General features: G+C 69.8%; 13 protein-coding genes. 8 read left to right on the forward strand and 5 right to left on the reverse strand.

Going from position 1 to position 24,277, the window contains the following annotated elements; translation table 11 throughout:
• Positions 1 to 768 precede the first annotated feature (768 nt).
• The 4 genes from Q8W71_RS13980 (at position 769) to Q8W71_RS13995 (ending at position 8,062) form a co-directional block, all read left to right on the forward strand.
• Positions 769 to 2,175 carry an exopolysaccharide biosynthesis polyprenyl glycosylphosphotransferase gene (locus Q8W71_RS13980; protein ID WP_305525989.1) on the forward strand — a complete coding sequence of 469 codons (1,407 nt, stop codon included), beginning with the start codon at positions 769 to 771 and terminating at the stop codon, positions 2,173 to 2,175.
• Between the two features lie 179 nt (positions 2,176 to 2,354).
• The gene (locus tag Q8W71_RS13985) at positions 2,355 to 3,629 is read left to right on the forward strand and encodes a glycosyltransferase (RefSeq protein WP_305525990.1); all 1,275 of its coding nucleotides are present in this window, start codon (positions 2,355 to 2,357) and stop codon (positions 3,627 to 3,629) included.
• Between the two features lie 692 nt (positions 3,630 to 4,321).
• Positions 4,322 to 4,678 (forward strand): hypothetical protein, encoded by a 357-nt coding sequence (locus Q8W71_RS13990; protein ID WP_305525991.1) that lies wholly within the window; start codon positions 4,322 to 4,324, stop codon positions 4,676 to 4,678.
• A gap of 588 nt (positions 4,679 to 5,266) precedes the next feature.
• Positions 5,267 to 8,062 carry a glycoside hydrolase family 9 protein gene (locus tag Q8W71_RS13995; RefSeq protein ID WP_305525992.1) on the forward strand — a complete coding sequence of 932 codons (2,796 nt, stop codon included), beginning with the start codon at positions 5,267 to 5,269 and terminating at the stop codon, positions 8,060 to 8,062.
• Positions 8,063 to 8,462: 400 nt separating this feature from the next.
• Here the strand turns inward: Q8W71_RS13995 and Q8W71_RS14000 are convergent, their stop codons facing one another.
• Positions 8,463 to 9,818 carry an O-antigen ligase family protein gene (locus Q8W71_RS14000; RefSeq protein ID WP_305525993.1) on the reverse strand — a complete coding sequence of 452 codons (1,356 nt, stop codon included), beginning with the start codon at positions 9,816 to 9,818 and terminating at the stop codon, positions 8,463 to 8,465.
• Positions 9,819 to 10,153: 335 nt separating this feature from the next.
• Here Q8W71_RS14000 and Q8W71_RS14005 point away from each other — a divergent pair, with 335 nt between their 5' ends.
• Both Q8W71_RS14005 and Q8W71_RS14010 read left to right on the forward strand, forming a co-directional pair.
• Positions 10,154 to 11,500: an oligosaccharide flippase family protein gene (locus Q8W71_RS14005; protein WP_305525994.1), complete on the forward strand. Its 1,347-nt coding sequence runs from the start codon at positions 10,154 to 10,156 to the stop codon at positions 11,498 to 11,500.
• Positions 11,501 to 11,507: 7 nt separating this feature from the next.
• Positions 11,508 to 12,509, forward strand: coding sequence for a glycosyltransferase family 2 protein (locus tag Q8W71_RS14010; protein ID WP_305525995.1), 1,002 nt, complete (start codon positions 11,508 to 11,510; stop codon positions 12,507 to 12,509).
• Between the two features lie 67 nt (positions 12,510 to 12,576).
• On the opposite strand, the gene Q8W71_RS14015 is transcribed toward Q8W71_RS14010, so the two are convergent.
• From Q8W71_RS14015 to Q8W71_RS14025, 3 genes are all read right to left on the reverse strand, one after another.
• Positions 12,577 to 13,839 (reverse strand): glycosyltransferase family 4 protein, encoded by a 1,263-nt coding sequence (locus tag Q8W71_RS14015; RefSeq protein ID WP_305525996.1) that lies wholly within the window; start codon positions 13,837 to 13,839, stop codon positions 12,577 to 12,579.
• A 172-nt stretch (positions 13,840 to 14,011) separates the two neighbouring features.
• Complete coding sequence (locus Q8W71_RS14020; protein ID WP_305525997.1) at positions 14,012 to 14,812, reverse strand: hypothetical protein; 801 nt, start codon at positions 14,810 to 14,812, stop codon at positions 14,012 to 14,014.
• Positions 14,813 to 15,134: 322 nt separating this feature from the next.
• Positions 15,135 to 16,340 (reverse strand): glycosyltransferase family 2 protein, encoded by a 1,206-nt coding sequence (locus Q8W71_RS14025; protein WP_305525998.1) that lies wholly within the window; start codon positions 16,338 to 16,340, stop codon positions 15,135 to 15,137.
• 341 nt (positions 16,341 to 16,681) lie between these two features.
• Here Q8W71_RS14025 and Q8W71_RS14030 point away from each other — a divergent pair, with 341 nt between their 5' ends.
• Both Q8W71_RS14030 and Q8W71_RS14035 read left to right on the forward strand, forming a co-directional pair.
• A complete protein-coding gene (locus Q8W71_RS14030; RefSeq protein ID WP_305525999.1) occupies positions 16,682 to 17,497 on the forward strand; it encodes a WecB/TagA/CpsF family glycosyltransferase in 816 nt (271 codons plus the stop codon).
• Between the two features lie 208 nt (positions 17,498 to 17,705).
• Positions 17,706 to 18,938, forward strand: coding sequence for a glycosyltransferase family 4 protein (locus Q8W71_RS14035; RefSeq protein WP_305526000.1), 1,233 nt, complete (start codon positions 17,706 to 17,708; stop codon positions 18,936 to 18,938).
• 591 nt (positions 18,939 to 19,529) lie between these two features.
• On the opposite strand, the gene Q8W71_RS14040 is transcribed toward Q8W71_RS14035, so the two are convergent.
• Positions 19,530 to 24,125: a MupA/Atu3671 family FMN-dependent luciferase-like monooxygenase gene (locus Q8W71_RS14040; protein ID WP_305526020.1), complete on the reverse strand. Its 4,596-nt coding sequence runs from the start codon at positions 24,123 to 24,125 to the stop codon at positions 19,530 to 19,532.
• Positions 24,126 to 24,277: the final 152 nt, after the last annotated feature.

The raw sequence follows: 24,277 nt of genomic DNA on the forward strand, positions 1-24,277 counted from the left end.
CGTCAATGCGGCGCGCGCTCGCTCAAGTTGCCAACCTCAATGCCGAAAATTGATAGTGCTGGACATGGAAGCTATAGATGGCATCTTGAGGCCTATTTGATGTCTTATTCTCAGGTGGTGAAGCTGCGGGATATTTCGGGCGGCGAGGCAGGTGAAGCACGCGACGGCGCCCCCCAGGCAACCGCGCGGAACCGGCAGGTGCCACCGCGTGTCGGCGCCGGGTGACGAGCGCTTCTTCGGTCGATCGCGTCGGAGCCGATCGCACCGCCTATGTCCCGAGGGCGAATGGTGAGGACCCGCGGGCCGGAAGCCTTCGGCACCCGCCGCTCGCCTCGAAGGACGGCCGGACACGGGACGGCACCGATGGCGCCGCCCGACACGGACCGCTCGACGGTACCATCGGGGTCCTTGCGGGGACTTCGCACGCGGGGCGCCGCGGTCCACACGACGTGCCGGCGGCACCGGAGGGCATCCTCACGGCGAAGGTCGAGCCCGACGCCCGTACCCGCCCGCGGGCGTCGCTCGGTCCTACTGTGTAGAGCCGTTCCCGATCGCGTTGCCATCGTGCACGGCTCCCAGCCCTTGTTCTGACGCGCGCGCTCGCGCCGAGCCGGTGTCCACCTCGGCGGAGCGCGCTCCAGCAGATCCTGGTCTTGTTCGCCCATGCATATCGACGGATCCCATCTCAGGAGTACTCAATTTAGCTGAATTTACTGGTCGGTGCCGCGATCGACACTTGAAGGCGACCCAGCGTTCAGACAAGCGGCCATGACCCAGGAACTCACCGCCCCGCATCCGATCGTGGTCTTCTCGAACACGTCGAGGACGATCTCCTACGATCATCTCGGACTCTGCGCGATGGCCCTCGACATCGCGACGCTGATGCTCGGGGGGGCGCTCTGCCTCGGCCTGGCCGGTCCGGACGGCGCGGTGCCGGACGCAACGGTCGTCCAGATCTCCGCCATGTCGGTCCTCGGGAGCGTGCTGCTGATCGGCATGGTCGCAGCCGGCTTCTACCGACCGGATGCGGCCATGAGACCGTCCGGGCCCGCCTGGCGGATCCTGCTCCTCTGGGCGGCGGCGGCGGCGCTTCTGTGGTGCGCCCGTCGAGGGCTCGGGCTGATCGAGGGTATCGACCCGTCCGCGCTGATCGCGTTTGCCGCGACGGGCTCGGCGGCTCTGACGGCACAGCGCTTCGCGTTCGCCCGTCTCGCGTTTCACGCCATCCGGAAGGGCCGGATCCGCCCGCGTGCCATCGTCACGATATCCGCAGGCCCCCTCGATCGCGATTTCGGGCCCTGCTCCCAGGTGACCGGGATCACGATCGACTCCCTGCGCGACATGGATCCGGCCACGCGGGACTACGTCGTCGAGCGCGTTCGGAAGATCCGACCGGACGAGATCCGCATCGTCGATCGTGAGATCGCCGCCATCGATTGCAGCGACCTGTTACGTGCGCTCCGCAACGTCCCGTGCACGGTGCGCCTGGAGGCCGATCAGACGCTGGCGCGGCTGCTGCGCTACCCCGTTAGCCACGTCGGGGGCTCCTACGCGTTCGAGCTGCAGCGCGCGCCGCTCACCGTCGGTGACCGGGCCCTGAAGCGCGCCTTCGACTTGGCCGTGGGTGCCGCGCTCTGCCTGTGCGCGGCGCCGCTCATGATCCTCGTCGGCATCGCCGTGCGGCTCACCTCGCCGGGGCCGGCGATCTTCCGGCAGACCCGGAACGGGATCGATGGCAAGCCCTTCGAGATCTACAAGTTCAGAACGATGACCGTCCAGGAGGACGGCGCGTGCGTGGTGCAGGCCAAGCGCGGCGACCCGCGCGTGACGCCTCTGGGCCGCATGCTGCGCCGGACCAGCCTCGACGAATTGCCCCAGCTCCTCAACGTCCTCAAGGGCGACATGTCGCTCATCGGCCCGCGCCCGCACGCGTGTACCCACGACCGGGACTTCGCGCTGCAGATCGCCGACTACGCGATCCGCCAGCACGTCAAGCCCGGAATGACGGGTTGGGCGCAGGTGAACGGCTTCCGCGGCGAGACGCGGACCGCCGACGCGATCGTCCGCCGCGTCGAATTCGACCTGCGGTACGTCGAGCGGTGGAGCCTGTGGTTTGATCTGTGGATCTTGCTGCGGACGCTCCACGTCGTGCTCGTCCCGAGGAACGCCTACTGACGCACCCCGGTGCGCCCTCGGCGCGCACCCGGCACGTGAGGCTGTCCGCGCCGCCGTGCCCTGCTGCGAGCGCCCGTCTCCGCGCCGCCCGGTGCACCCGCGATGCTCCGCCCAGGATCACCCTCATGACGCGCTCCTCACCGATCGCTGCGATGATCTCCGCCACGGCCCCGGATGCGATGGACGCTCCTCGCGGCCGCGTCGAGCCCCTGGATTGTCCGCCCAACAGCCTCCTCCTGGTCACGCATGTACCCCTGCGGCGCGCGCAGGGCGCGCTCTACCTCGACGACCAGACGTGCCAGGGGCTGGAGCGTTGGAGCCAGAGCTTCGAGACGATCACGTTCATGGGACTCGAAGAGGACCCGGACCCGAAACGTGCCGACGGTGCGGGGGCTACGACCGCGTGGCGCTGCGTCGAGACGTTGCGCTGCGCGTCGAGGCTGTCCGTGCGGGCGCTGCCCAACGCGTACCGGGTCCGTCCCTTCGCGAGCCACTACCTGCGAACCCGGCGCGTGCTCGCCCACGCCGTGAGAACCCATCGCTACCTGTGCTTCACCCTGGGATCGCTGGTGGGCGATTGGGGCGGGATCGCGGCCCTTGAATCCGCGCGGCAGAACCGCGCCCACGCGGTCTGGTTCGACCGCGTCGAGCACGAGGTCATCCGACGGACGTCCCAGGGGGCACGCCTGCGGCGGCGCATCAAGAACACGCTCGTCCTGCCCCTGATGATCGGCTATCACCGGCGTCTCATCGCGCGCAGCACACTCGGCCTGTTCCAGGGACAGGATACCTTCGGCACCTACGCCCCCTATTCCCGGCTTCCCTGCTGCGTCTACGACACGCACACGACGCGCGAGGACGGGATCAGCCCCGCCGCGCTCGAGGACAAGTGCGCCGCGATCCGGCGGAACGAGCCTCTGCGCGTGGTCTATGTCGGCCGCGCCACGGCCATGAAGGGGGCGCTCGACTGGGTCGACGCCCTGCACGCGGCCCGGCACCGCGGGGCGCGGTTCACCGCGACGTGGTGGGGTGACGGCCCGCAATGGGCCGCCATGCGGGAACGCGTGGCGGAGCTGGATCTGGCCGACTGCGTCGAGCTGCCCGGGTTCGAGGACGATCGGGCGCGCCTGCTGGCTGCCGTCAGGGAAGCCGACCTCTTCGTGTTCTGCCACCGCACGCCGGAGTCGCCGCGCTGCCTCATCGAAGCCCTGGTGTGCGGGGCACCGATCGTGGGCTACGGCAGCCGTTACGCCGAGGATCTCGTCGCGCGGGATGGCGGCGGACGACTCTGCCCCGCGGACGATCCGAGCGCCCTCGCCGATCTCATCGTCGAGGTCGACCGGCACCGCGATCGCCTGTGCAACCTCGTCCGCGCCGCGGCCCGAACAGGTGACCGCTTCGATGAAGAGACGGTCTACCGGGAGCGCGCCCATCTCCTGCGTCGACACCTCTGATATCGACCCGGGATAACGATCCGGCGACGCGGCTCGGACGTCCGGCGGTGCCTCGCCGAAGCTGATGCGTCCGGAGGATGTCCTGCCGCGGGCGTTCCTCGCGGCAGCGCCAGCAGGCCGCTGCGCCCGCCCGCGGGGACGCGGGACCGCCCGAGCCTCGGCCGCTCGGTCCCGAGCCATCGTCGGCGACGGCACCGCATCGACGGGCGTCGGGAGCCCGATCAATCCGGGATGGCCATGTCGGTCCGATCGCGGTCCCGGTGCCGGCCCGCGCGTTCCCGCCGTCGTCCGACCGAGACGTTCGGCCCCGCCCGCTCGCACTTCCGAGTCCTCCCGCATCCAAACGAGGCCGTCGGGGCCGGACGGCGCGCCTGCCCGAACGCAGGTGCCGGCGTGGGCCGGAGGCCGCGGCATCACGCCGACTTGGGACGTCCGGCGAAGCGACCGGAGCCGGCATGGCGGCCGCGACGTGCGCGATGACGCGGGGAACGGCGCGGCCGGCAGCCATCCCGCTACACCCTTCGTATGATCGGGGTTCGCCGTCAGGACAGGTTGTGGGCGATCCATGCCGCCCGGGAACGCTCGGCTTCATGCCCGAACGGCCGATTATGCGAGCGGTGCGAGACCTCTATTGTTCGAATCCAGGTCACATCGATCCACGGCCGGATTCGAGCGACGGAGGCTTGGCGGCAATGTCGGACGTGATCTTTCGATCGATCAAGGAAACGGTCAAACGCGCGCTTCCGAGACAGGAGATCGAACGGGCGAAGCGTCTGATCTGGGCGAGGCAGATCCAGGAGGCGCGTCACGCTCTGAACTGCGCATCGTCCGATCGGCCGTGGCTGACGGAGCCCGAGCTGGACGCGTTGTGCCGAACCTATCCGGTCAAGAAAGAATGGACGCAGACCGAGGGCAGGCCCGACTTCGCGCGCGCCCGCAGCGCGCTGCGGGCTCTGGGAGGTCGGAACGGTCCCCAGACCAACCTCGATGTCGGGGGCAGCCCCGGTTACGTGGCTCGGGCCGCTGCGCTGATGGGGCACAAGCTCTGATGTGCCGACATCCTGGACGAACTCGATCCTGGGGCGCAATCGGCCGGGGTGACGAGCCTCATCGCGGATGCGTGCGCACTTCCGAGCCGCGAGAACGCGTTCGATGGTCCGTGGTCGTACAACTCCTTTCTGCCAGCACCTCTGGCCCGACGACGTGATACGTTCGCAGGTGTCCAGCGAGGATCTATGGGGCTTGAACCGGTGGAGTCTTGCCCAGTACAGGCACTTATGGAAGAAATTCGACAATAAATTAGCGACCGATAGGTATTCGAAATAATCAGATTTTCAGGTGTTGGAGCTCATCCGCAGGTATCCGGGATGCCTCGCGAAAGTGAGCTGGGATCTCGAAGATTTCATGATCTTAAAGATCATCGTCACGTTCAACGTCATCAAGCCGCTGAGCTGACCGGTGGTCTGGGAGGGCTGGGCGGCGTGACCTTGATGCTCGTAACTGCGGCCCGCTCATCCGGGGATCCCGCTCCGCTGTCTCGATGGGGCGCCCGCGGGCTCCTGATCGTCTGCGCGCTCGCGTGGGCGACCGGCCCCGCCGCGCTCGCCGCGCCGGCCGCAGAGAGCGGGGAGCGCAGCGTGCATGTGGCGGAGGTGACGATCGCCACCCCCGATACGCTGGCCGTCGAGATTCGCGACCCGCCCTTCGTCCCGGGCGGTATCCTGGCCCTCGATGCGCCCCGCCCCGAGGAACCGGGGACCTGGATCCGGCATGCGGAGGGCTGGGCGGAGGTCATCGGTCCCGGGCGGGATCACCTGCGCCTCGACGACATCCCGCCCGCCGCGTCTCTCGATCGGAAGGCTGTCGACACGGTCGCCGGATATGGAACCATCGGCACGCGGCGCGTCATCGCGGTCTACCGCAAGTCGACGCCCTACGATTCCGGCCTCCGCCGCGGCGACGACGGTAAAGGCCGAACCGAGGCGAGCTTCCGGCACCAGGTCTACCTGCGCCTCGATGGCCCCGTGCCGCGCGGGAACCACACGATCCGATGGCCGAACGGCGTGCTGCCGCCGACGGCCATCGCCTACGACGAGATGTCGACGCGCGCGACCGCCCTGCGGGGTACGCAGCTCGGCCACACCCCCACGGACACCGCCAAGATCGCCTACCTGGCGCTCTGGCTGCCCGGGGGACCGGACGGGGGAGCCGTCGATTTCCGGAGCTACGGCCTGAAGCGCTTCTCCGTACTGGACGAGCGCGGCGAGACCGTCTTCACCGGCGACATCCGGCTGCGGAAGGCGCCGGACGAGCCGGAACTCGGCAACGGCCTGCCGGCGCCGACGACCGATCTCGCCGACGCGGCCGCGACGCCGCGGCCGATCAGGATGTTCCGTGCGGCAAGCGCGCGGGTGATGTCGCCGGGCCACGGCTTCTCCGAGGGCCAGCGCGTCGTCCTGCGCAACCTGCCCGGTGCATCGAACGCGGGCACCGTCTTCGCGACGGCGACGGACGTCAGGACGGACAGCTTCACGGCCGCGCACGCGAACGCGCCTCTCCCGGCCCAGGACGGGGCCGGCGGTACCGCGGCGGCCGCGCGCGTCGCGAACCGGTCCGGAACCTTCGTGCTCGAGCTCGACTACTCCGCGTGGACGCCGCGCCGGTCCGGGACGTATCGGCTCCATGTCCCGGGCCTCGGCGTATCGGATCCGTTCGCCATCGATCCCGACGTCTGGCTGACGGCCGCGCGGACCGCGATCGGCGGGCTGTACAACCATCGCAGCGGCATCGCTCTCGACGGCCGCTTCGGCTACCGGCGACCGGCGGCGTTCAGGCCGACGGAGCAGCGACCGATCCGCATGACCCGCCTGCCTCTCTCGTGGTCGAGCGAGGGGACCGGAGGATTCGTTCCGTTCCCGGTCGGGGCCGAGGCGCCGTGGCTGCGCGACGGCAACGCGCCGCCGAGCTTCTGGGGCGGCTACATGGATGCCGGCGACTGGGACAGGCGCATCAACCACGTCCAGATCGCCACACTTCTCCTCGAACTTTATCGGAGCGCCCCCGCACGCCTCAGAACGTTCGATTACGGTCTGCCGAAATCGAGCGAAGTCTTGACGGAAGCCGCCTATTCACGGGCGGACGACATCCCGAACCTGCTGCATGAGCCGATCTGGCTGCTGGATTTCTTCCGCCGCCTGCAATCGAGCGATGGCGGCGTCAGCGGCGGCATCGAGAGCGCGGGCCACCCGCTGGCCGGCGAGCCGAGTTTCCTCGAACATCAGACGGTCTTCGCCTACGCGCCCGACCCCATCGCCTCCTACCTGTACGCCGGCGCCGCGATGAAGCTCGCCGGCGTGCTCTCCTATGTCGGCCAGGCCGAACTGGCCGGGCTGTTCACGGAGAGCGCGGAACGGGCCTGGCGCTTCGCCGAAGCGGGCTTCGCCGACCCGGACGCCGCGTACGCCGACGCCGTCGCGGTCGGCCAGCGCACGGGCCTGTTCGCCCCGGTCTCCTGGGCGGACCGCAGGGCGGCCATCCAGCAGACGACCCGGGACGCCCGGATCGCGGCGGCGGCGGCCTTCTTCCGATCGGGACGGGGCCGGAGCTTCGGAACCGTCGTCGAGGAGGCTTGGCGCACCGGTCCCGGGATCGACGAGCGGCGGATCGAGGCGGCCTGGGATTATCTCAAAGCCCCCGGAGCCGATCCGGACCTGAGCGCGCAGATCGCGGCGGCGATCGTGCAGGCGGCCGGCTCGGTCGTGGCCGCCCAACGCACCGCGACCTATCCCAGCATCAAGCACCCCTACGCGCCGGCAGGGTGGGGGCAGGGGACCGTGCCGAGCGACGGCATGATCCGCATCGTCATGCACGCCCATACGATCGGCCGGGATCCGGACCTGCTGCGCCTGATGGAGAGGACCGCCCTGTCCCTGCTCGGCGCCAATCAGGTCGGCATGAGCCTCACCACCGGCCTCGGCCTGCGCCAGATCCGGCACCCGCTCCACGAGGACCATCGGGCCATGGGCGTTTCCGTTCCGGCAGGCATCACGATCTACGGCTTCGCGCCGCAGGCCGCGTTCTCGCCGGACTGGCTCTTCGGACCGTCCTGGGCCTATCTCCCCGAGGTGGGCATCCCCCCGCATGACCGCCGACGCATCGAACCGGATCGGGCGGCGTTTCCGTATTTCGAGTTCCTGATCGAACATCCCCTCGTGGTCATCCAGCAGGAATACACGGTACATCAGACCATATCCACGACCGCAGCGCTCTGGATGTACATCGCCTCGCGGGGCGAGGGGGATGGAGACTGCCGGACCCGAAGGGCCGCGGAGCGCTCCGCCGTCCCGCCGTCGGGCGCGAGGCCTCTCGGGCCGGCCGGCCAGCCACGGCGCGTCTCGCGACAGGCCGATTGTGGGGCCGTCGACGGTGGCTGAACACCGCGAACGGGTGGCGTGGTGCCCCTGACGGACCGCGGGTGCGCGGCCGCCTGGACCGATCGGGATCCGAAGCGATCGGTCCGGCCCGCCTCATCGCGCCCTCCTCCGCCGCGCCGGCGCGCCTCGAGATCGGGAAGTCCTCCATCTCGTCTTCCGAACCGGACGTGCGCTTCGAGTGCGAGGCGGGGCGTCCGGGACCAACGCGAGCGGACGTGAAGGCGGCCTCCGGGCCGAACACGGATCCGTCCGGCCGCCGCGCCGATCGAGGATCGAACGCTCCTCCGGGGCCACCCCGCTCGCGGCGTCGGATCAAGCGGGCGGAGCGCCCGACGCCGCCGGGCCACCTCGATCCTCGCCCCCGGCCTGATTCATCGGAACCGGTCGACGCACCGCCGCATCAACGCGCCGCTGCGGGGGCCGTGTCGACGAGCCCAGCTCCTGCCGGCTCGGCGGTCGCGGCCGGAGCGACCCCGCTGCGGCTCCGAACCTGGCTCGCCATGCCGTAGATGAGACCGGCGCTGATCGCGAACAGGTATTCGCACTCCCGGGACAGCAGGATGTATTCCAGGGAACTGTGCAGGCAGACCATCAGCAACCCGACGGACAGACCGCAGAGCATGTCCGCGGGCATGCCGGGCCAGACCGACCAGCCCGCGCGGACCGCGACGACGAGCGGATGCGCGAGCACCAGCACCAGCGCGATCAAACCCAGCCAGCCGGTTTCCGAAGCGGTCAGCAGGTAGGCGTTGTGGACCAGGTTGTTGCGGTTTCCCGTGTCGTTCACGACACCGGCCTTTTCCGAGTATCCATAGTTCTTGGCGACGTGCACATAATGATTTGCGCCGATTCCGAGCGGATTGTCCGCGAGGATGTACCGCGCCGCGCGTGAGAACGCCGCCCGTTCGTCGTATTCCTCCTCGTTGATCGGCGCCTGCTCGAACCGCTTCGCGAAGGAGTCGATCGCCGCGGGAGCCATCGCCAGGACGAGGAGGCAGCCGCAGATGCCGAGCACGCTCTTGCGCACCGTCAGGTGCCTCAGGATCGACAGGGTGTAGATCAACACCAAGCCGAGACAGGTGAAGAGCAGGGCGGCGCGCGAGGCTGTGAGGACGACGACGGCGACGCCGGCCAGCGGAACCACGATCGTCGTCCAGTTCCGGTGCCCCGCGAGCAGCAGCGCCACCTGCGGAAAGATCGCGAAGTGCAGCACCATCCCGAGCGTGTTCTGGTGCGGGAAGGTCCCGGCCGTCTGCACGACGCCGAGGCCGAAGCGTTGCCAGATCGTGACGGCACATTCCAGCAATACGCCGAGCGCGATTCCATCGATCAGGCGTGCTGACACGGTCGCGTCGCTGGCGGCGCGCGCGACGATCACCAGCAGGAGGCCGACGCGGCAGATCTGGAAGAGGTAGAACGTGGCTGCGGTGGGTTCCGCCGCCTGGAGCGTCGAGAGGCCGACCGCGACGAGGTACAGGGCGAGGATCGGGCCGTAGCCCGAGCGTACCCTCGGATAGGCCAGGCCGAGATAGATTCCCACGCACACTACGTCGAGGGCGGTCACTTCGAGGCCCGTGACCAGACCGGGCCAGCCGGTCCCCCAACTGATGAACGCGAGATCGAGCTGCGGGAAGGCCGGCTGCAGGAACGGCAGGAGGCCGATCAGCGTCCAGATCCGCTTGTCGACCGCATTGCCGCCGCGAAGCCAGAGGGTGAACGGTACGACGGCACCGAGGGCGATGGCGAGGAGAAGCATACGTAGCAAGGCTTGGCCCCCGAGCCCCGAACCGCTCGGACATGACTACGGCGCGGCGGTCCGCGCATCCTCGTCCCATCGGGCGCGGGCCACTCCGTCAAAAGGGGTAGGGCCCCCGTTCGATCATGCGGGAGGCGGCCCGAGTACCGCCAAGGACGATGTCACATCCTCGGCGTGCCGACCTCTAGCTGAACCGAGCGTTCGTCGAGAGGAGCCTGGAGCTTGCACCGAGAGCCGTTCGGAACCGCCGGGTCGACGCACACCGATCGCCACTGCCGAACGATCGCCGCCGCGCTCCGGCGTCGGCCGCGGTCCGTCGCCGGGCCGGCACGGCCATGACGGCGCTCGGGTTTCGTCGCGGGCTCATACTGAGCGGCAGCGCCTGGACCATCGGCACCTATGCCGCGTCCGTGGTCATGCGATTCGGTTCCAACGTGATCCTCACGAAGCTCGTCGCGCCGGACGTCTTCGGTATGTCCCTGGTCATCACGACGATCAAGATAGGGGCGGATCTGCTGTCGGATGTCGGCATAAGTCAGAATATCGTATCCAACAAATCCGGTCATGAACCGAGATTTTACAACACCGCGTGGACCATCCAGCTCGTCAGGGGGCTCGGACTGTGCGCGGTGTGCTTCGCGCTGTCGGGCTATCTGGCTGAGACCTACAAGGTCCCGGCCGCCGCGATTCAGCTCGGAGCGATCGCGCTGGCTGTCCAGGGGGCGGTGTCGACGTCCATCCCCTTGCTCCAGAAGGACGTGCGCATCGCGTCCCTGATGCTCTTCGACCTTACGATCGATCTGATAGGGACCCTATCGGTCCTCCTGCTCGTCGCATGGAGCCCGACGATCTGGGCGATCCTGTGTGGACATCTGGTCGCGACGCTCGCGCGCGTCGTGGGCAGCTTCCTCCTGGCGGGCAGCGGCAATCGCCTCTGCTTCGATCGCGCCTACGCAGCTCAGATCCTGTCGTTCGGGAAATGGATCTTTCTCTACTCGCTGATCGGATTCATGAGCGTCAACTTCGATCGCCTCTACATCGGCAGCATCGCACCCCTCGCCGTGCTCGGGGTCTACGGGATCGCGCGGTCGATCGCCGACCTGCCCGCGGTCCTGGTGGGACGTCTCGCCTACTCGCTGATCTTTCCCATCGTCGCGGCCGCGGGACAGATCCCGCACGCGCAGTTGCGACGCGAGATCGGCACGCCCCGCCTCCTCTTCCTCGTGGCCGCGGCGGTCGCGCTGGGATGCGCCACCGCTTGCGCGGACCTCGCCGTGCGGACGATCTACGACGCGCGTTACGAGCAGGCTGCCTTCATGCTGCCTCTGCTCTTGGTCGGGACATGGGCGACCATCCTCTGCACGATCAACGAGTATGTTCTCATCGGTCGCGGAAAGCCCCAGTACGCGACCGTCGCGACGAGCATCAAGCTGGTCTACCTCCTGATCGGTCTGCCCCTCGCTTTCCGGGCCAGCGGCCTGATGGGGGCGATCGCCGTCCTCATCTGTGCGGACGTGGTCCGCTACACGGTGCTCGTATCGGCGCAGGCGCGGGCGCGCATCAGCTTCGGCGCGCAGGATCTCCTGGCCACCGCGTGCCTGCTGATGACGCTCCTCGCGATCTCGTGGGTCAGGGCGCTGATCGGGCTCGGGACCGCCTTCGACGGACTCCATCACCTGTGAGAGGCCGATGAGCGAGCGCGACGCCCACGAACCGAGGCCGCGGGTTGCGGGTGCGGTCGTCATCGGCCGGAACGAGGGGGAACGCCTGCGCGCGTGCCTCGCCGCCCTGGACCCGTCGACGCTCAGGGTCGTCTACGTCGATTCCGGATCGACCGACGGGAGCGTCGCCCACGCCGCCCGGGCCGGGATGCGTGTCGTCCAGCTCGACATGACCGCACCGTTCACCGCCGCGCGGGCTCGCAACGCCGGTTTCGACGCGCTGCGACGGATCGATCCCGCCGTCGAATGGGTGCAGTTCCTCGACGGCGATTGCGAGCTGAACACCGGATGGCTGCTCGCGGCGACCGCGTTCCTCGAAAGCCATCCGTCCGCTGCCCTCGTCTGCGGCCGCAGGCGCGAGCGTTTTCCCGAACGCACGCCCTTCAACCGGCTATGCGATCTGGAGTGGAATGCGCCCGTTGGCGAGATCACCGAGTGCGGCGGCGACTTCCTGGTGCGGGCGGACGCCTTCGCGCAGGTCGGCGGATTCAATCCGGGCCTGATTGCGGGCGAGGAGCCGGAACTGTGCGTTCGGCTGCGCGCGCAGGGCTGGCGTCTGTGGCGGATTCCCCGCGAGATGACCCTGCACGACGCGGATATGAGATCGCTGCGCCAATGGTGGCTCCGCACCGTGCGCAGCGGTCACGCGTTCGCGCAAGTGTCGCTCCTCCATCGCGGTTCCGCGTACAGGATCTGGGGCGGGACGGTTCCACGGGCCGTGATCTGGTGCGGTATCCTGCCCGCATCGCTGCTGGCAGGCGTCGCGATCGATCCCTGGATGATGCTCGCGCTGGTCGTCTATCCCGTGCAGATCGCGCGCATCGCTGCGCGCCGGGACATCAGATCGAAGGCCTCCTGGCTGTACGCCTATTTCGCACTCGCAGGGAAGCTGCCCGAAGCGGTCGGGATGGCGCGGTTCTACCTGCGGGCGATGCTCGGGCGGTCGCAGGTGCTCATCGAGTACAAGTGACGCGCCCGGCGCGGATCGTTCGAACGATGCCGCGCGCCCGCGTCCGGGCGACCCGCCGGAGCGGTCTTCAGACGGCTGCCTTCGCGCTCGGGTACCCGTCCAGCCACGCCCGGGACAGACTCGACCAGCGCCAGTTCTCGGCCGTCTGGCGCGCGCGGATCGATATGTCCTCCGCAAGACCACAGTTTCCGGCAAGTGTATCGAGCGACTCGGCCAGTTGGGAGATGATCTGCTCCTCATCGTGGGGCGGGATCAGGAAGCCGGTCCTGCCGTGCTCGATGAGGAGCGCCGGACCGCCCCAGTCCAGGCAGATCGGCGGCAATCCCAGCGCCATCGCCTCCTGGACGACGATGCCGTTGGAATCCTCGATGCTCGGCAGAATCATCCCGCGGTAATTCGCCAGAATGTCCAGCAGCTCGTCGTGATCGTGCCAATCCAGGAAATTGACCCTGTCTTGGAGCCCGTGAGCCCTGACCAGTCTTTGGCACTCGGACAGCTCGGGTCCCCGGCCGATGACGTCGAGATGGACCGGCATGTGCGTCTTGGTCAGGCTCCTGATCGCGAGGGCGGTGCCCTTCTGGAACACGAGCCTGCCGAAATGGACGAAGCGCAGGTTCGGGGTTCGATGCGTTATCCTCGGTCTCGCGAGGATCTGGTCCTTCACCCCACAGTCCAGGGTCGCCTTCAGGATCGTCCGCCGGCATCCCGCAGCGCGGAGAGACGAAGACGTCCGGTCGCCGCCGGCGACGAGGATCTGCTGCGCGGCCTTCAAGCCTCTGGGCAGGAACCGATTGAGTCTCTGGATGTGAAGATGGAAGACCCTTCGCGTCCTTGTTCTCAGACTCTCGAATTTCCGAAAATATTCTGGATAGTATATATTGCCATTGATCGGTCCGATAACGTTGATGTACTTATTTGAAAGCGAGCGTGGAAGAACCGGGGAGTTAGGTCCGGTCTGGTGAATGATGACATCTCCGATGTGATCCTCCGGGACGAGCCGATGAGCAAGTCGGATCGCCTGCCGCATAAACCAGTAATCCAAGAGCCATCGGCCGACGACACTGCGCCAAAGACATATCATGATGAAATCATCATGGACAAAATACACGCTATTCAGCTTAAGTCTTTCAGCTTCCGCGACGTTCCTGCCGTGCGTGATCTGTATGACATTCGGATTGAGGTTCTTTAGATCCTGAAATATCTGAAGCGATTTTATCGCTTCGCCGCCCATCTGCCCGGACACGTTGGGGGCGACCAGGATGATCCACCGATCGGGGATCGTCTCCTCGGGTCGAAGTGTGGGCGACTCATCGTACCCGGTCGTGGTCATCTGTTCCGAGACTCCGGCTTCGTCGCATGTGATCGCGGTTCCCGGGATCGACGGGGACGAGAACCCGCGCGTCGGAAGCGGCGTGAGACGGTGCCGGCGCCCGGTGCGGGGTCGCAGGGCCGCGTCGTCCGACCGCTTCGCGCCGCGCACCCAGCGCATGGGCCGAGCGGCCTCACGGCCGACCGAGCGCCGTTCCCGGGGATACCGCGGCCCGCGCGTCGGGCACGGGGCCCGCGGCCGGGTATGGCGACCAAGCCGGATCCCGCCAGAGCATCCAGCGCCAATTCACGACCTGGCGCAGGTATTCGATGCGGCCGCCGACCAGGCCGCGGTCCCGACGGAAGGCGGCCCGTTCCATGTACGGCCACAGGACCTCCGTGGCCGCGCTGCGCAGCGTCGCCGTGCAGGCATCGAGGTCGGGCTCCGGCTCCCGCGCCGTCTCGGCCGCCACTCGATCCGCCAGCGCCTGGAGCCTTGCAGCGAGGTCGGGGGCGATCTCCTCCGGTGCCCAGGCCCCGATCGGGCTGCGGCCGGCGATCACGGCGTGCGTGACGAGCGCCAGGACGTAGCTGGCGAGCCGCGTCGGATGGACATCGTCCTCGAAGAGGAGCGCGATGGCTGCCGCCGGGTCCGATCGCGCGCCGTCCAGGCGCAGGCCGAGGTCCCCCGCCTGCGCCACCAGCGAGGCGAGCGCGCTCGCCGCCGGGACGATCCTGATGCGGTTTCCGGCCCGGGAGGCGCGCGACATCCGGTTGGCGGCCGCGACGATGCAGCGCCAGTGCGGTGCGGCCGCCGCCTCGTAGGCGATCCAGCGTCTCGGGTCGCGCCGGTCGTCGACGGACATCCAGGGGACGTAGAAGTACGACGCGCCGTGCGGGTTCGAGGCGGTGTAGCAATCGTGCAGCGCGGCCAGTTGCGCGATCGTGTCGTTCCACAGGTACGCGCCGAGCAGGTCGTGACGTTCGGTCGCCACGAGAAGGTCATAGGCTCGACCGGAGCCCCCCGCGCGCCCGGCAGACGCGTCCGTGACGGGAAGATCCCCGTGCACACAGGCGCGCTGGCGCAACGTGGCCCCCGACCCGTGGCGACGCACCCAATCGAGAGGATCACCGAGGCTCCCGGCGATCCGCGCGAGGTCGTCCGCGACCGGCCGGTCGATCAGGCTGTGGCCGGAGATGTAGACGGTCCTGACGGCCGGCGAACCGCCCGCATCCGACCGCGCCTCCCGCACCTCCGCTTGCGCCGTCATCGCGAGGAGACAGGCGATCCCGGGGCCGATGCGCCTGGCCAGAAGGTCACGGCGTCCCACTGCGCTCGGTCCTGATCCAGGTGGTGCGTGCCCGGGACATCAGGCGGGGATACAGCGCGACGCTTCCGGCGGCGTAGGCGGTGAAGGCGAGAAGGCTCATACCGGTCTCCCTCCCGCGGCCGGCCAGCCGCGCGGCGGCCCCGACGGCCAGTGCCAGGCATGCGCAGGATGTCGCGGACACCGCCAGCGGGACGAGCGAGGCGCCCGCGAGGGCCGCGACCGCGCCGACCGATACCGCCGCGGCATTGCCGAGCGCGAGCAGGATCACAGGGGGCACCATCAGATCGAGCGTTTGCGCCAGGAGGGGGAGGTCGCGGCGGCTCACGGCGAACGCGAGCGGGCGCAACGCCCACCGGATCTGGCGCAGATGCCCCCTTTGCCAGCGCTCCCGTTGCGTTGTGGCGACCTGCCGCGACAGCGGGAAATCGGTCGTGATCAGGGCTTCGTCGCACAGGACCGGCGGAACGCCGATGAGGGCGCAGTCGAGGCCGAGCTTGAGGTCCTCGACGATCTCCCCGCTCGCGAGATCGGCCACCACGATGACGGACCAGGGAAAGGCCATGCCGCTCCCGGTCAACTGGCAGGGCAGGCCGAGGGCTGCGAGCCCGCGCGGCCGGATCTCGTTCTTGAGCCTGTAAGCGAACTCGGAGATCTTGAGGGCAGGCGCGGCACCTCGGGGGGCGAAGCTCAGGAAAAGGGCTTGGGCAGGCCTGTGCCGCGCGCACGCCAGGGCGGCCAGAGCGTCGAGCGTGCCGTCGCCGAGGCGGCAATCCGCATCGACGAACACGACCACCTTGGGCGGCGCCGTCCGGAGGTGCCGGATCCCGGCGTCCATCGCGTAGCCCTTGCCGCGCCTGCCCGGATCGACGCAGACGACCACCTCGCAGCCGGCCCGGGCGGCGATCTCCGCGGTGCGGTCCGAGCAATTGTGGGCGACGACGACGAGCCTGTCGGCGGGCCGCATCTGGGCGTGCACGCTCCGCAGCGTCGCGCCCAGGGTCTGCTCCTCGTCATGGGCGGGGACGACGACGGCGAGCGGTGGGCGGTCGATCGGCGCGCCCTTCGACCGCGACGGCGAGGGCCGTCGTGTCCAGGCCGCCGCGATCTCGATGCATAGGACGGCGACGGGCATCGCCAGCAACACCGTCAGCGAGACGCACAGCACGATGACCAGGTCGAGGAGCAGCGGCATTGGATCACCGGCAGAGTCGGATGCGGACCGTGCTCGGAAGGCACGCCCTTCCGCCGGTCCGATCATCCGCCGCCGCGCGCCGCCCGCGCCTCTGCCGAAAGTGTGAGGGACCCTACCGAAATCGTTGGAGGGGATCCCCCGAGACGCCGCTGCTTCGGGGCGACATCCACCTATCGGGTAGCCCCTCCGGCCGAAAGATCCGACCGGCCGGGTCTCTCTTTGTACAAGATCGCCCGCATCGTCATATGCAACTTGCTGTAATTCCCCTCACAAATCTGATGTCTGTTCCTCAAATACTGTCCGTGCAGGCTTCGCCCACGCCTTGATCGAGGGTCGAAGTGATGCTGACCACGCTGACGGATGCCACGCATGTTCGGAAATTATTCTTAAACGCGCCGTTCGATGCGATCACGCGGCCACAGCTCATCGAGATGCTCGCGCAGCGGTCGACGACCAAGCCGCTGCACTACCTCGTGACGCCGAATGTCGATCATGTGGTGCGTCTCGGCGAGGAACCGGCTCTCAAGCCCTATTACGAGGCCGCCTGGGTCTCGGTCTGCGACAGCAAGCCCATCGCCGTCCTGGCGCGCCTCCTGAGATGCGAGGGCTTGCTGCACCTGCCCGGTTCAACGCTCACCGAGCTCCTGTTCCGCACGGTCATCCGCGCCGGAGACCGCGTCGCGCTCGTCGTCGCAGATGCCGAGATCGCCGAGGCCATGCGGGCCGCGTTCCCGGACGTCGCCTTCGAGATCCTGGTCGCCGAGCCGAACATCGATCGCGATCCCGCCGCTCTCGCTGCCTGCGCGGCCTTCGTCGCGCGAAGCCGGGCCCGCTTCACCTTCATCGCGATCGGCGCGCCGCGATCCGAGCGGATCGCCTACCATGCCTCGCTCGAACCGGGCGCCAGCGGGGTCGCCCTGTGCGTGGGGGCGTCGCTGGAGTTCCTGACGGGGCGCAAGCGCAGGGCGCCCGTCTGGATGCGCGAGCTCGGGATCGAGTGGCTTCATCGCCTGAGCAGCGAGCCCCGGCGCCTGTGGCGCCGCTATCTCCTGGGTGTCGGCCCCCTCGCCCGCCTCGCGCTGCGCGAGGCCGCCGCGAACATCGCCGCGCGGCGATCCGCGTCCGATCGCCGGTTGAGTCCCGTGCCCCCCCGCTGATGCCCAACGTGCCCGGCCGGATCCCTTCGGGATGGCGGATCCGGGTCCCGCTCCCGGGCCCCGCGGCCTCGGCCGCTACGCGCCACGCCTCGATCGAGCGGCGGCCGTGTCGAACCGTCGAGCCGATGGCCGCGCTCGGCCAGGGTGCCGGCGGGACACCGTGCCGCGCTCTGCCCCCTACCCCGTCCGCCCCACGGATCTGATTTCGATGAAGATCGCATACCTGATGAACACATATCCGCTGCCGAGCACGACGTTCATCCGGCGCGAGATCGAGGCGATCGAGGCTCGGGGCCACGGGATCAGGCGCTTCGCGGTGCGGGCTTGGCCGCAGACGCTCGTGGACCCGCGCGATACCTCGGAGCGGCGGCTGACGCACTACATCCTCAGCGGAAACCTCCGCGGCCTCCTGCTCGCCCCCGTGCGCGAGATCGCCGTCAACCCGCGCGGGCTCCTGCGGGCGCTCAAGCCGTGGTTCACCCTGAGCCGCAAGGCGCGCGACGGGTTCGTCCGCCCGGTCGCCTACCTTCTGGAGGCCATCTATTTCCGGCAGCGCGCGGCTGCCGAGCAGATCGATCACGTCCACGTTCACTTCGCGACCAACGCGGCGACGGTCGCGATGCTCGCCCGGCTGATGGGCGGCCCGAGATACAGCTTCACCGTTCATGGACCGGACGAGTTCGTGCGGCCCGAGCGTCTCGGCTTCGACGAGAAGATCGCCCACGCCCAATTCGCGGTCGCCATCTCGCAATATTGTCGCGCTCGTCTCTCGAGCCTCGGCCGCCCGGAGGACGACCGGAAGATCAAGGTCGCGCGGTGCGGGCTTGCCCTCGAGGATTTCGCCGCCGTGCGGGCGCGTTCCCCCGACACCGCGACGCTGGTCTGCGTCGGGCGCCTCTGCTCGGCCAAGGGACAGGTGCTGATACCGGCAGCGGTGGCGGGCCTGCGCGACCGCTTCCCGGACCTCAAGGTCGTCCTGGTCGGGGACGGGGAGAACCGGGAAGAGATCGCCGCGGCGTGCCGGCTCCACGGCGTCGCGGACCGGGTCGTCTTCCACGGATGGGCCTCCAACGCGCAAGTCAGAGATCTCATCGCCTCCAGCCGCGCCCTCCTGCTTCCGAGCTTTGCCGAGGGCCTCCCGATCGTGATCATGGAGGCGTTCGCGCTGGCACGGCCGGTCATCTCGACGCGCGTGGCCGGCATTCCCGAACTCCTGGACGACACGTGCGGTTGGCTGATCCAGCCCGGCGATGCCGCCGATCTGGCACGCGCCATCGAGGAGGTGCTGCTCGCGACCCCCGCCCAGCTCGAGGCCAAGGGCGCGGTCGGCCGCGCCAGGGTCATGCGCCTGCACGATCGGCGCACCCTCGCCCGGACCCTGTGCCAGCTCTTCGGGGCGACGGCGGCCAACCCGGTCGAGGCGCGGGGACATGCGTCCTGACACGGCTGGTGGTCCCGGCGCCGCGCCGTAGCGCGGGTTCGCTGGCCGTCGTCGCGCGGCGCCCCGGGCTGTCCGCGACCTCATGCCGAGCGGCGCCGGCGTGAGCCGGTCCGATCACCGGCCCCCTGCGTCCGGCCGGCGCCGGGACCGGACCCGCCATCGCCGCCGTGATGCGGGACGGAGATTCCCGCCGACGGACCCGCGGTCCGCCGCGAGTGAGCCGTGATCGCCCGACGCGCCGTATCCCGACGACGTCCCGCAACCAAACAGCTAAGCAGGTTCGCGTTGGCACGCCCCACGGTAAACGACGCGGCGAGCCGAGGGGCGTTTCCGACCCTCTACCTCATCCTGAGGTGCCCGCGAGAGCGGGCCTCGAAGGAGACCTCCAGGGATCGCGCGGCTGGCTGGAGGGCTCCTTCGAGGCCCCTTGCAGAGGCAAGGGGCACCTCAGGATGAGGGGGTTGGTGGGATCGGCCGACGTAAACTCCAATCTGTCGTGTACCGTGGGTACGCCAACGCTTTACCCGCTTAGATCCTTAAGGGATCGCAGGTTTTCGGCGCCGAGCCGGCGACCATTTCGGCGAAACCTGCTTAGGCTGTCCCGCGGATCCCCTGCCGGGCGGTCCCGCGGGCACGGAAGGTCTCGCGCCGGGCCGCCGCGCGATCGGTCACGCCGACGAGAGCGGGGGGCGCGGTCGTTCCGGCCGCCACGTGTCGGGCGAGCATGCGGGCCGTGGGGAAGCGGAACAGGTCCGTGATCCGAAGCGTCCCCGACACCTGGGATCTCAGATCCTGATGCGCCTGCACGGCGAGGAGGGAGTGGCCGCCCATCTGGAAGAAGTTGTCGTCGGGACCGAGGCGCTCGACGCCCAGGACGCGGCCGAGGAGTTCGGCGATCGTGGTCTCCAGGGGCGTGCCGGGCTCCGACGGCCGGCCGGACGGCAGGTGCGCGGGCGAAGCCGCGACCGTCAGGGCCTTGCGGTCGAGCTTGCCGTTGGGCGTCAGGGGCAGGCTGTCGAGGCGCGCGAACTGAGCCGGCACCATCACGTCCGGCAGCGTCCGGCCGAGTTCGGCGCGCAGGTCGTCGTCGCTCGGCGGCGCGGCAGGATCGTCCGGGACCACGCAGGCGACGAGGCGCTGGTCGCCGCGCGCATCCGTGTGGATGAGGACCGCGGCTCTCCGCACGCCGGGGTGCTTGAGCAGCATCGCCTCGATCTCGCCGAGTTCGATCCGATGGCCGCGAAGCTTCACTTGGTCGTCGACGCGGCCGAGGAAGCGCAGCGTTCCGTCCCGGTCGAAGCGGACGAGATCTCCGGTCCTGTAGAGGCGCCCGCCCCCCGCGAACGGATCGTCGAGGAACCGCTCTGCCGTCAGGTCCGGACGGTTCAGGTAGCCCCGGGCGACCCCGGCCCCGCCGATATAGAGCTCCCCCGCACAGCCCGGCGGAACGGGGCGCAACTGCGGGTCGAGCGCGTAGAAGCGGGTGTTGGCGATCGGTCGCCCGAGCGGCACGGTCTCCGAGGAAGGGAGCGCGGGCTGCGTGGAGGACCAGATCGTCGTCTCCGTGGGGCCGTACATGTTGATCACATCCGCGACACCCGCCGCGCGCAGGTCGGCGACCAGGGCGCCGGGCAGCGCCTCTCCGCCGAGGTGGAGGTGGGCCAGGCCTGCGAGCGCCGCCCGCTCGCCGGGATCGGCCAGCATCAGGGCGGCAAGGGACGGCGTGCACTGCATGTGCGTCACCGCGTGGCGACGGATCAGGCTGCCGATGCCGTCCTCCCGCTCCGCCTCCGGCGCGCGCGGCGCGCAGCGGGCCGCGGCGGCGGCGAGCGACTTCAGGCCGTCGAGGACCGCGTCCGTCGGCAGGCCGAAATCGATCAGGCACGCGATCTCGTCCACCCCGATCGCCTTCAGGGCGTCGACGCGGGTCAGCGCGTCGTCCACGGTCCCGAAGAGGCCGCTGTCCTCGAAATACCGGTCGAAGGCGAAATCGAGGATCGCGTCCATCTCCTCCGCGCCGACGGCCCGGAGGTCGATGGCCGCCGGTTGCGTGGCGCCGGCGGGTCGCTTGAAGGCGGGAAAGTCCCAGGCGTACTGCTTGATCAGACCGGCGGCGCTGCGCAGGTAGTCCCGCATCGGTTCGCGTGCCTGGGCGCGCACCGCGTCGCGGTTCCGGCCCAGCAGGGTGTGGAGCATCACCGTCACGGTGTGCGCCGCGGGGTCGCGGCCGGTCTCGACCAGCGCGGCCCGATAGGCGGCGATCTTGGCGGCCAGATCCGCGATCGACTGCCCGAGGAGGTGCGTCAGGACGTTCGCGCCGAGACGCGCCGCCTCCCGGAAGGTCTCCGGGTTGCCCGCCGTCGTGATCCAGACCGGCAGCTCCCGCTGGATCGGACGCGGCTGCGTGCACACGTCGAGCGTGCGCCCGCCCGGGGCTGGGAACGCCACGGCCTCGCCGCGCCACAGGCGCCGCACCGTCTCCACGTCGCGCAGGAGCGCGTCCTTGTTGTGGGGCGGGGCGTTCTCCGGCCGGAGCAGGAAGTCCTCCGGCATCCAGCCCGATGCGAAGGCCACGCCGACGCGGCCGCCGCTCAGGTTGTCCACCACCGCCCACTCCTCGGCGACCCGGGCCGGATGATGCAGCGGCAGGACGCAACTGCCGGCCCGGATCGCCACCCGGCTGGTCACCGCGGCGACGGCGGCGCCCGTCACCGCCGGGTTCGGGTATGCCCCGCCGAAGTCGTTGAAGTGGCGCTCGGGCGTCCACACGGCCGCGAAGCCGTTCGCGTCGGCGAAGCGGGCGCTCTCCAGCAGCAGCCGGTAGGCCTGATCGTCCGTGCGCGCCGCCTGTCCCCAGTGGAACAGGCTGAACGCCATCGGTCCGGCCGACGATCGCCGGTGCGGCGCCGGAGGACCGGACACCACGACCGTGATCCCGCGGGACAGCGTCCAGAACAGTTCGAGGACCGCGATGTCGAAGGACAGGCTCGTCACCGCCAGCCACACGGGCTCGACCCCGCCGTCCCGCGCGACCCGCTCGTCCATTCCGGTGAAGAAGTTGGCGACGTTGCGATGCTCGACGACGACGCCCTTGGGCCGGCCGGTCGAGCCCGAGGTGTAGATGACGTAGGCCGCATCCGCCGCGCGGACTCCGCTCGACGGGCGCTCGCAGGGCGCATCGGAGGCCAGCGCCCGCTCGATGCGGACGACGTGCCGCGGGTCGCCGGGGACGGTCTCGGCCAGCGCGTCCTGAGTCAGGACGAGCGACAGGCCGCTGTCGGCGACCATGAAGGCCAGGCGCTCCGCGGGGTAGTGCGGATCGAGGGGAACGTAGGCCCCGCCGGCCTTCTGGATCGCGAGCGCCCCGATCACGAGGTCGAGGCCCCGGTCGATGTAGAGGCCCACCGGCTGGTCCGGTCCCACGCCGAGTCCGCGCAGGACATGCGCGGCCCGGTTGGCACGGGCATCGAGTTCGCGATAGCTGAGCCGGCCGTCTCCGCACACGAGGGCGATCGCGTCCGGCGTGCGGTCGACCTGCCGCTCGATCAGCGTGTGGACGCAGGCCGCGGCGTCGAAGGCCCGCTCCGTATCGTTGAACGCCTCGAGCATCCACGCCCGGGTCTCCGGCGTCATCAGCGGCAGGTCGGCCACAGGCGCGTCGCCGCCCTCGACGAACGCCCGCGCCAGGACGGCGATCCGTTCGCCCATGGCCTCCGCGTCCGTCGGCGACAGCCGGTCGGGATCGTAGACCAGGCAGAGGCTCCCCCCTTCGGACGCCGCGACGAGCGTGACGGCGCAGCCCGGGATCGCGTGATCCGCCGACGGCTCGGCCGCCAGCGCGAACCCGAGCGGGTAGGCGGGCGCGGCGATCCCGGGGAATCGCCGCGGCAGATCGCTCATATGCGTGCCGCGGGCCCGCAGGTCGGCGAGGTCGGCGGCCACCGCCCGTTCGAGGTCCGACACCGTCGCCTCCGCGGCGGGCAGCCGCAGCGGCAGTGCGGCCGCGAACAGACCCGGGTAGGCCCGGCCGGCGGCGCCGACGGTCGCGTCGGAATAGGCGACGTCCCCGGGACCGGCCGCGCAGGTCCGGACCGCGTAGGCGGCGAGCGCGCCGATCGCCCGGTCGCCGGCGAGCGGCTGCGGGAGGGCGATCGAGAGGCTGCGCAGGTCGCGACCCTGCGGAGCCGACATGCGGAGCTCGGGCAGTTGCAGCGGTGACAGCCGGGCGAGACGGTCCAACGCCCACGCCTCGTGGCGGACCGTCTCCGCGACGCGTTGGTCGAGGCGATGCAGGTCGACCGCTGCCGGCCGCGGCAGGACGGAACCGGGGCGAACGAGCCCGACGGGCGAGACGGTCGCGCCGTCCGTCCCGGTCAATCCCTCGATGCGCACGGCCAAGTCGCGGGCGGCGACGGTGAGGCCGGCCGCGTCGACCTGCAGCACCGTGCCCGGCTCCGACACGGTCGCCTCCCCCAGCCGGGTCAGGGTGCCGACGCCGTAGGCGCACCCGTCGATCCATATCTTCGGCAAGAGCAGGGGATTGGCGTAGCCGGGGCCGAAATCGAGTGCGCGGACGAGACAGTCCAGCTCGAAGGCGGGGCGGTCGAAGCGCAGGAGGCCGGCATCGGCCGGGCGGCGATGGCGGCCGAATGACCGCAGGGCGTCGGGATCCTGATTCCGCCCCGGGACGGGGCCAGCCTCGATCCTCTCGATCATCTCCCGGAACCCGTCGAGGCCTTCCGCCATGCAGCGCGCGTTCAGGCTGAAGGCCGTCTCGTCCGGATCGAGCTCGAACGCGCGCTCGACGTAGATCGCACCCCCGTCGACCGTGTCGGTCAGGGCGTGCCACGTGATCCCGTGCGCCGTCTCGCCGTTGAGGATCGCCCAGGCCGGGACGTTCAGCCCGGCGTAGCGCGGCAGCGGCCCGTCGTGGAAGTTCGCCGCTCCCCGCGCGGCCCTGCCCCAGACGGCGCGCGGCACGATGCGCAGGTTCGCGACGCTGAAGAACCAGTCGTAGTCCAAGTCGGCCAGATCGGCGGCGAGATCGCTGCCGGCGGCGTGGAGGCGCAGGCCGAGGCCGACCGCCCACGCGGCGATCGCGGCGTCGTCGCTCACGACCGCGCAGACGGAGTGACCGCGCCGCAGCACGACCTCCGCGCACTGCATCAGCAGCGTGCCGTCTCCCATGAGCACGCAGCGTGTATCCGCGCTCGACATCGGCATCCTCGTCCCGCGCCACCCCGCGGGCCATCGGGCCCGCGGCCGGACGACGCGTCGATGCGAGTGGGGTCTTCCTCCGTGCGCGCCGCCACTCGTCCAATCGAGGGACGCTACCTCTT

The organism is Methylobacterium amylolyticum, assembly GCF_030700245.1.
GTDB lineage: Bacteria > Pseudomonadota > Alphaproteobacteria > Rhizobiales > Beijerinckiaceae > Methylobacterium.

Excerpts from the sequence above, each read along its gene's own strand:
- Q8W71_RS13980 (WP_305525989.1), top strand. The coding sequence starts at position 769 with ATGACCCAGGAACTCACCGCCCCGCATCCGATCGTGGTCTTCTCGAAC.
- Q8W71_RS13985 (WP_305525990.1), top strand. The coding sequence starts at position 2,355 with ATGGACGCTCCTCGCGGCCGCGTCGAGCCCCTGGATTGTCCGCCCAAC.
- Q8W71_RS13990 (WP_305525991.1), top strand. The coding sequence starts at position 4,322 with ATGTCGGACGTGATCTTTCGATCGATCAAGGAAACGGTCAAACGCGCG.
- Q8W71_RS14000 (WP_305525993.1), bottom strand. The coding sequence starts at position 9,818 with ATGCTTCTCCTCGCCATCGCCCTCGGTGCCGTCGTACCGTTCACCCTC.
- Q8W71_RS14005 (WP_305525994.1), top strand. The coding sequence starts at position 10,154 with ATGACGGCGCTCGGGTTTCGTCGCGGGCTCATACTGAGCGGCAGCGCC.
- Q8W71_RS14010 (WP_305525995.1), top strand. The coding sequence starts at position 11,508 with ATGAGCGAGCGCGACGCCCACGAACCGAGGCCGCGGGTTGCGGGTGCG.
- Q8W71_RS14015 (WP_305525996.1), bottom strand. The coding sequence starts at position 13,839 with ATGACCACGACCGGGTACGATGAGTCGCCCACACTTCGACCCGAGGAG.
- Q8W71_RS14025 (WP_305525998.1), bottom strand. The coding sequence starts at position 16,340 with ATGCCGCTGCTCCTCGACCTGGTCATCGTGCTGTGCGTCTCGCTGACG.
- Q8W71_RS14030 (WP_305525999.1), top strand. The coding sequence starts at position 16,682 with ATGCTGACCACGCTGACGGATGCCACGCATGTTCGGAAATTATTCTTA.
- Q8W71_RS14035 (WP_305526000.1), top strand. The coding sequence starts at position 17,706 with ATGAAGATCGCATACCTGATGAACACATATCCGCTGCCGAGCACGACG.
- Q8W71_RS14040 (WP_305526020.1), bottom strand. The coding sequence starts at position 24,125 with ATGGGAGACGGCACGCTGCTGATGCAGTGCGCGGAGGTCGTGCTGCGG.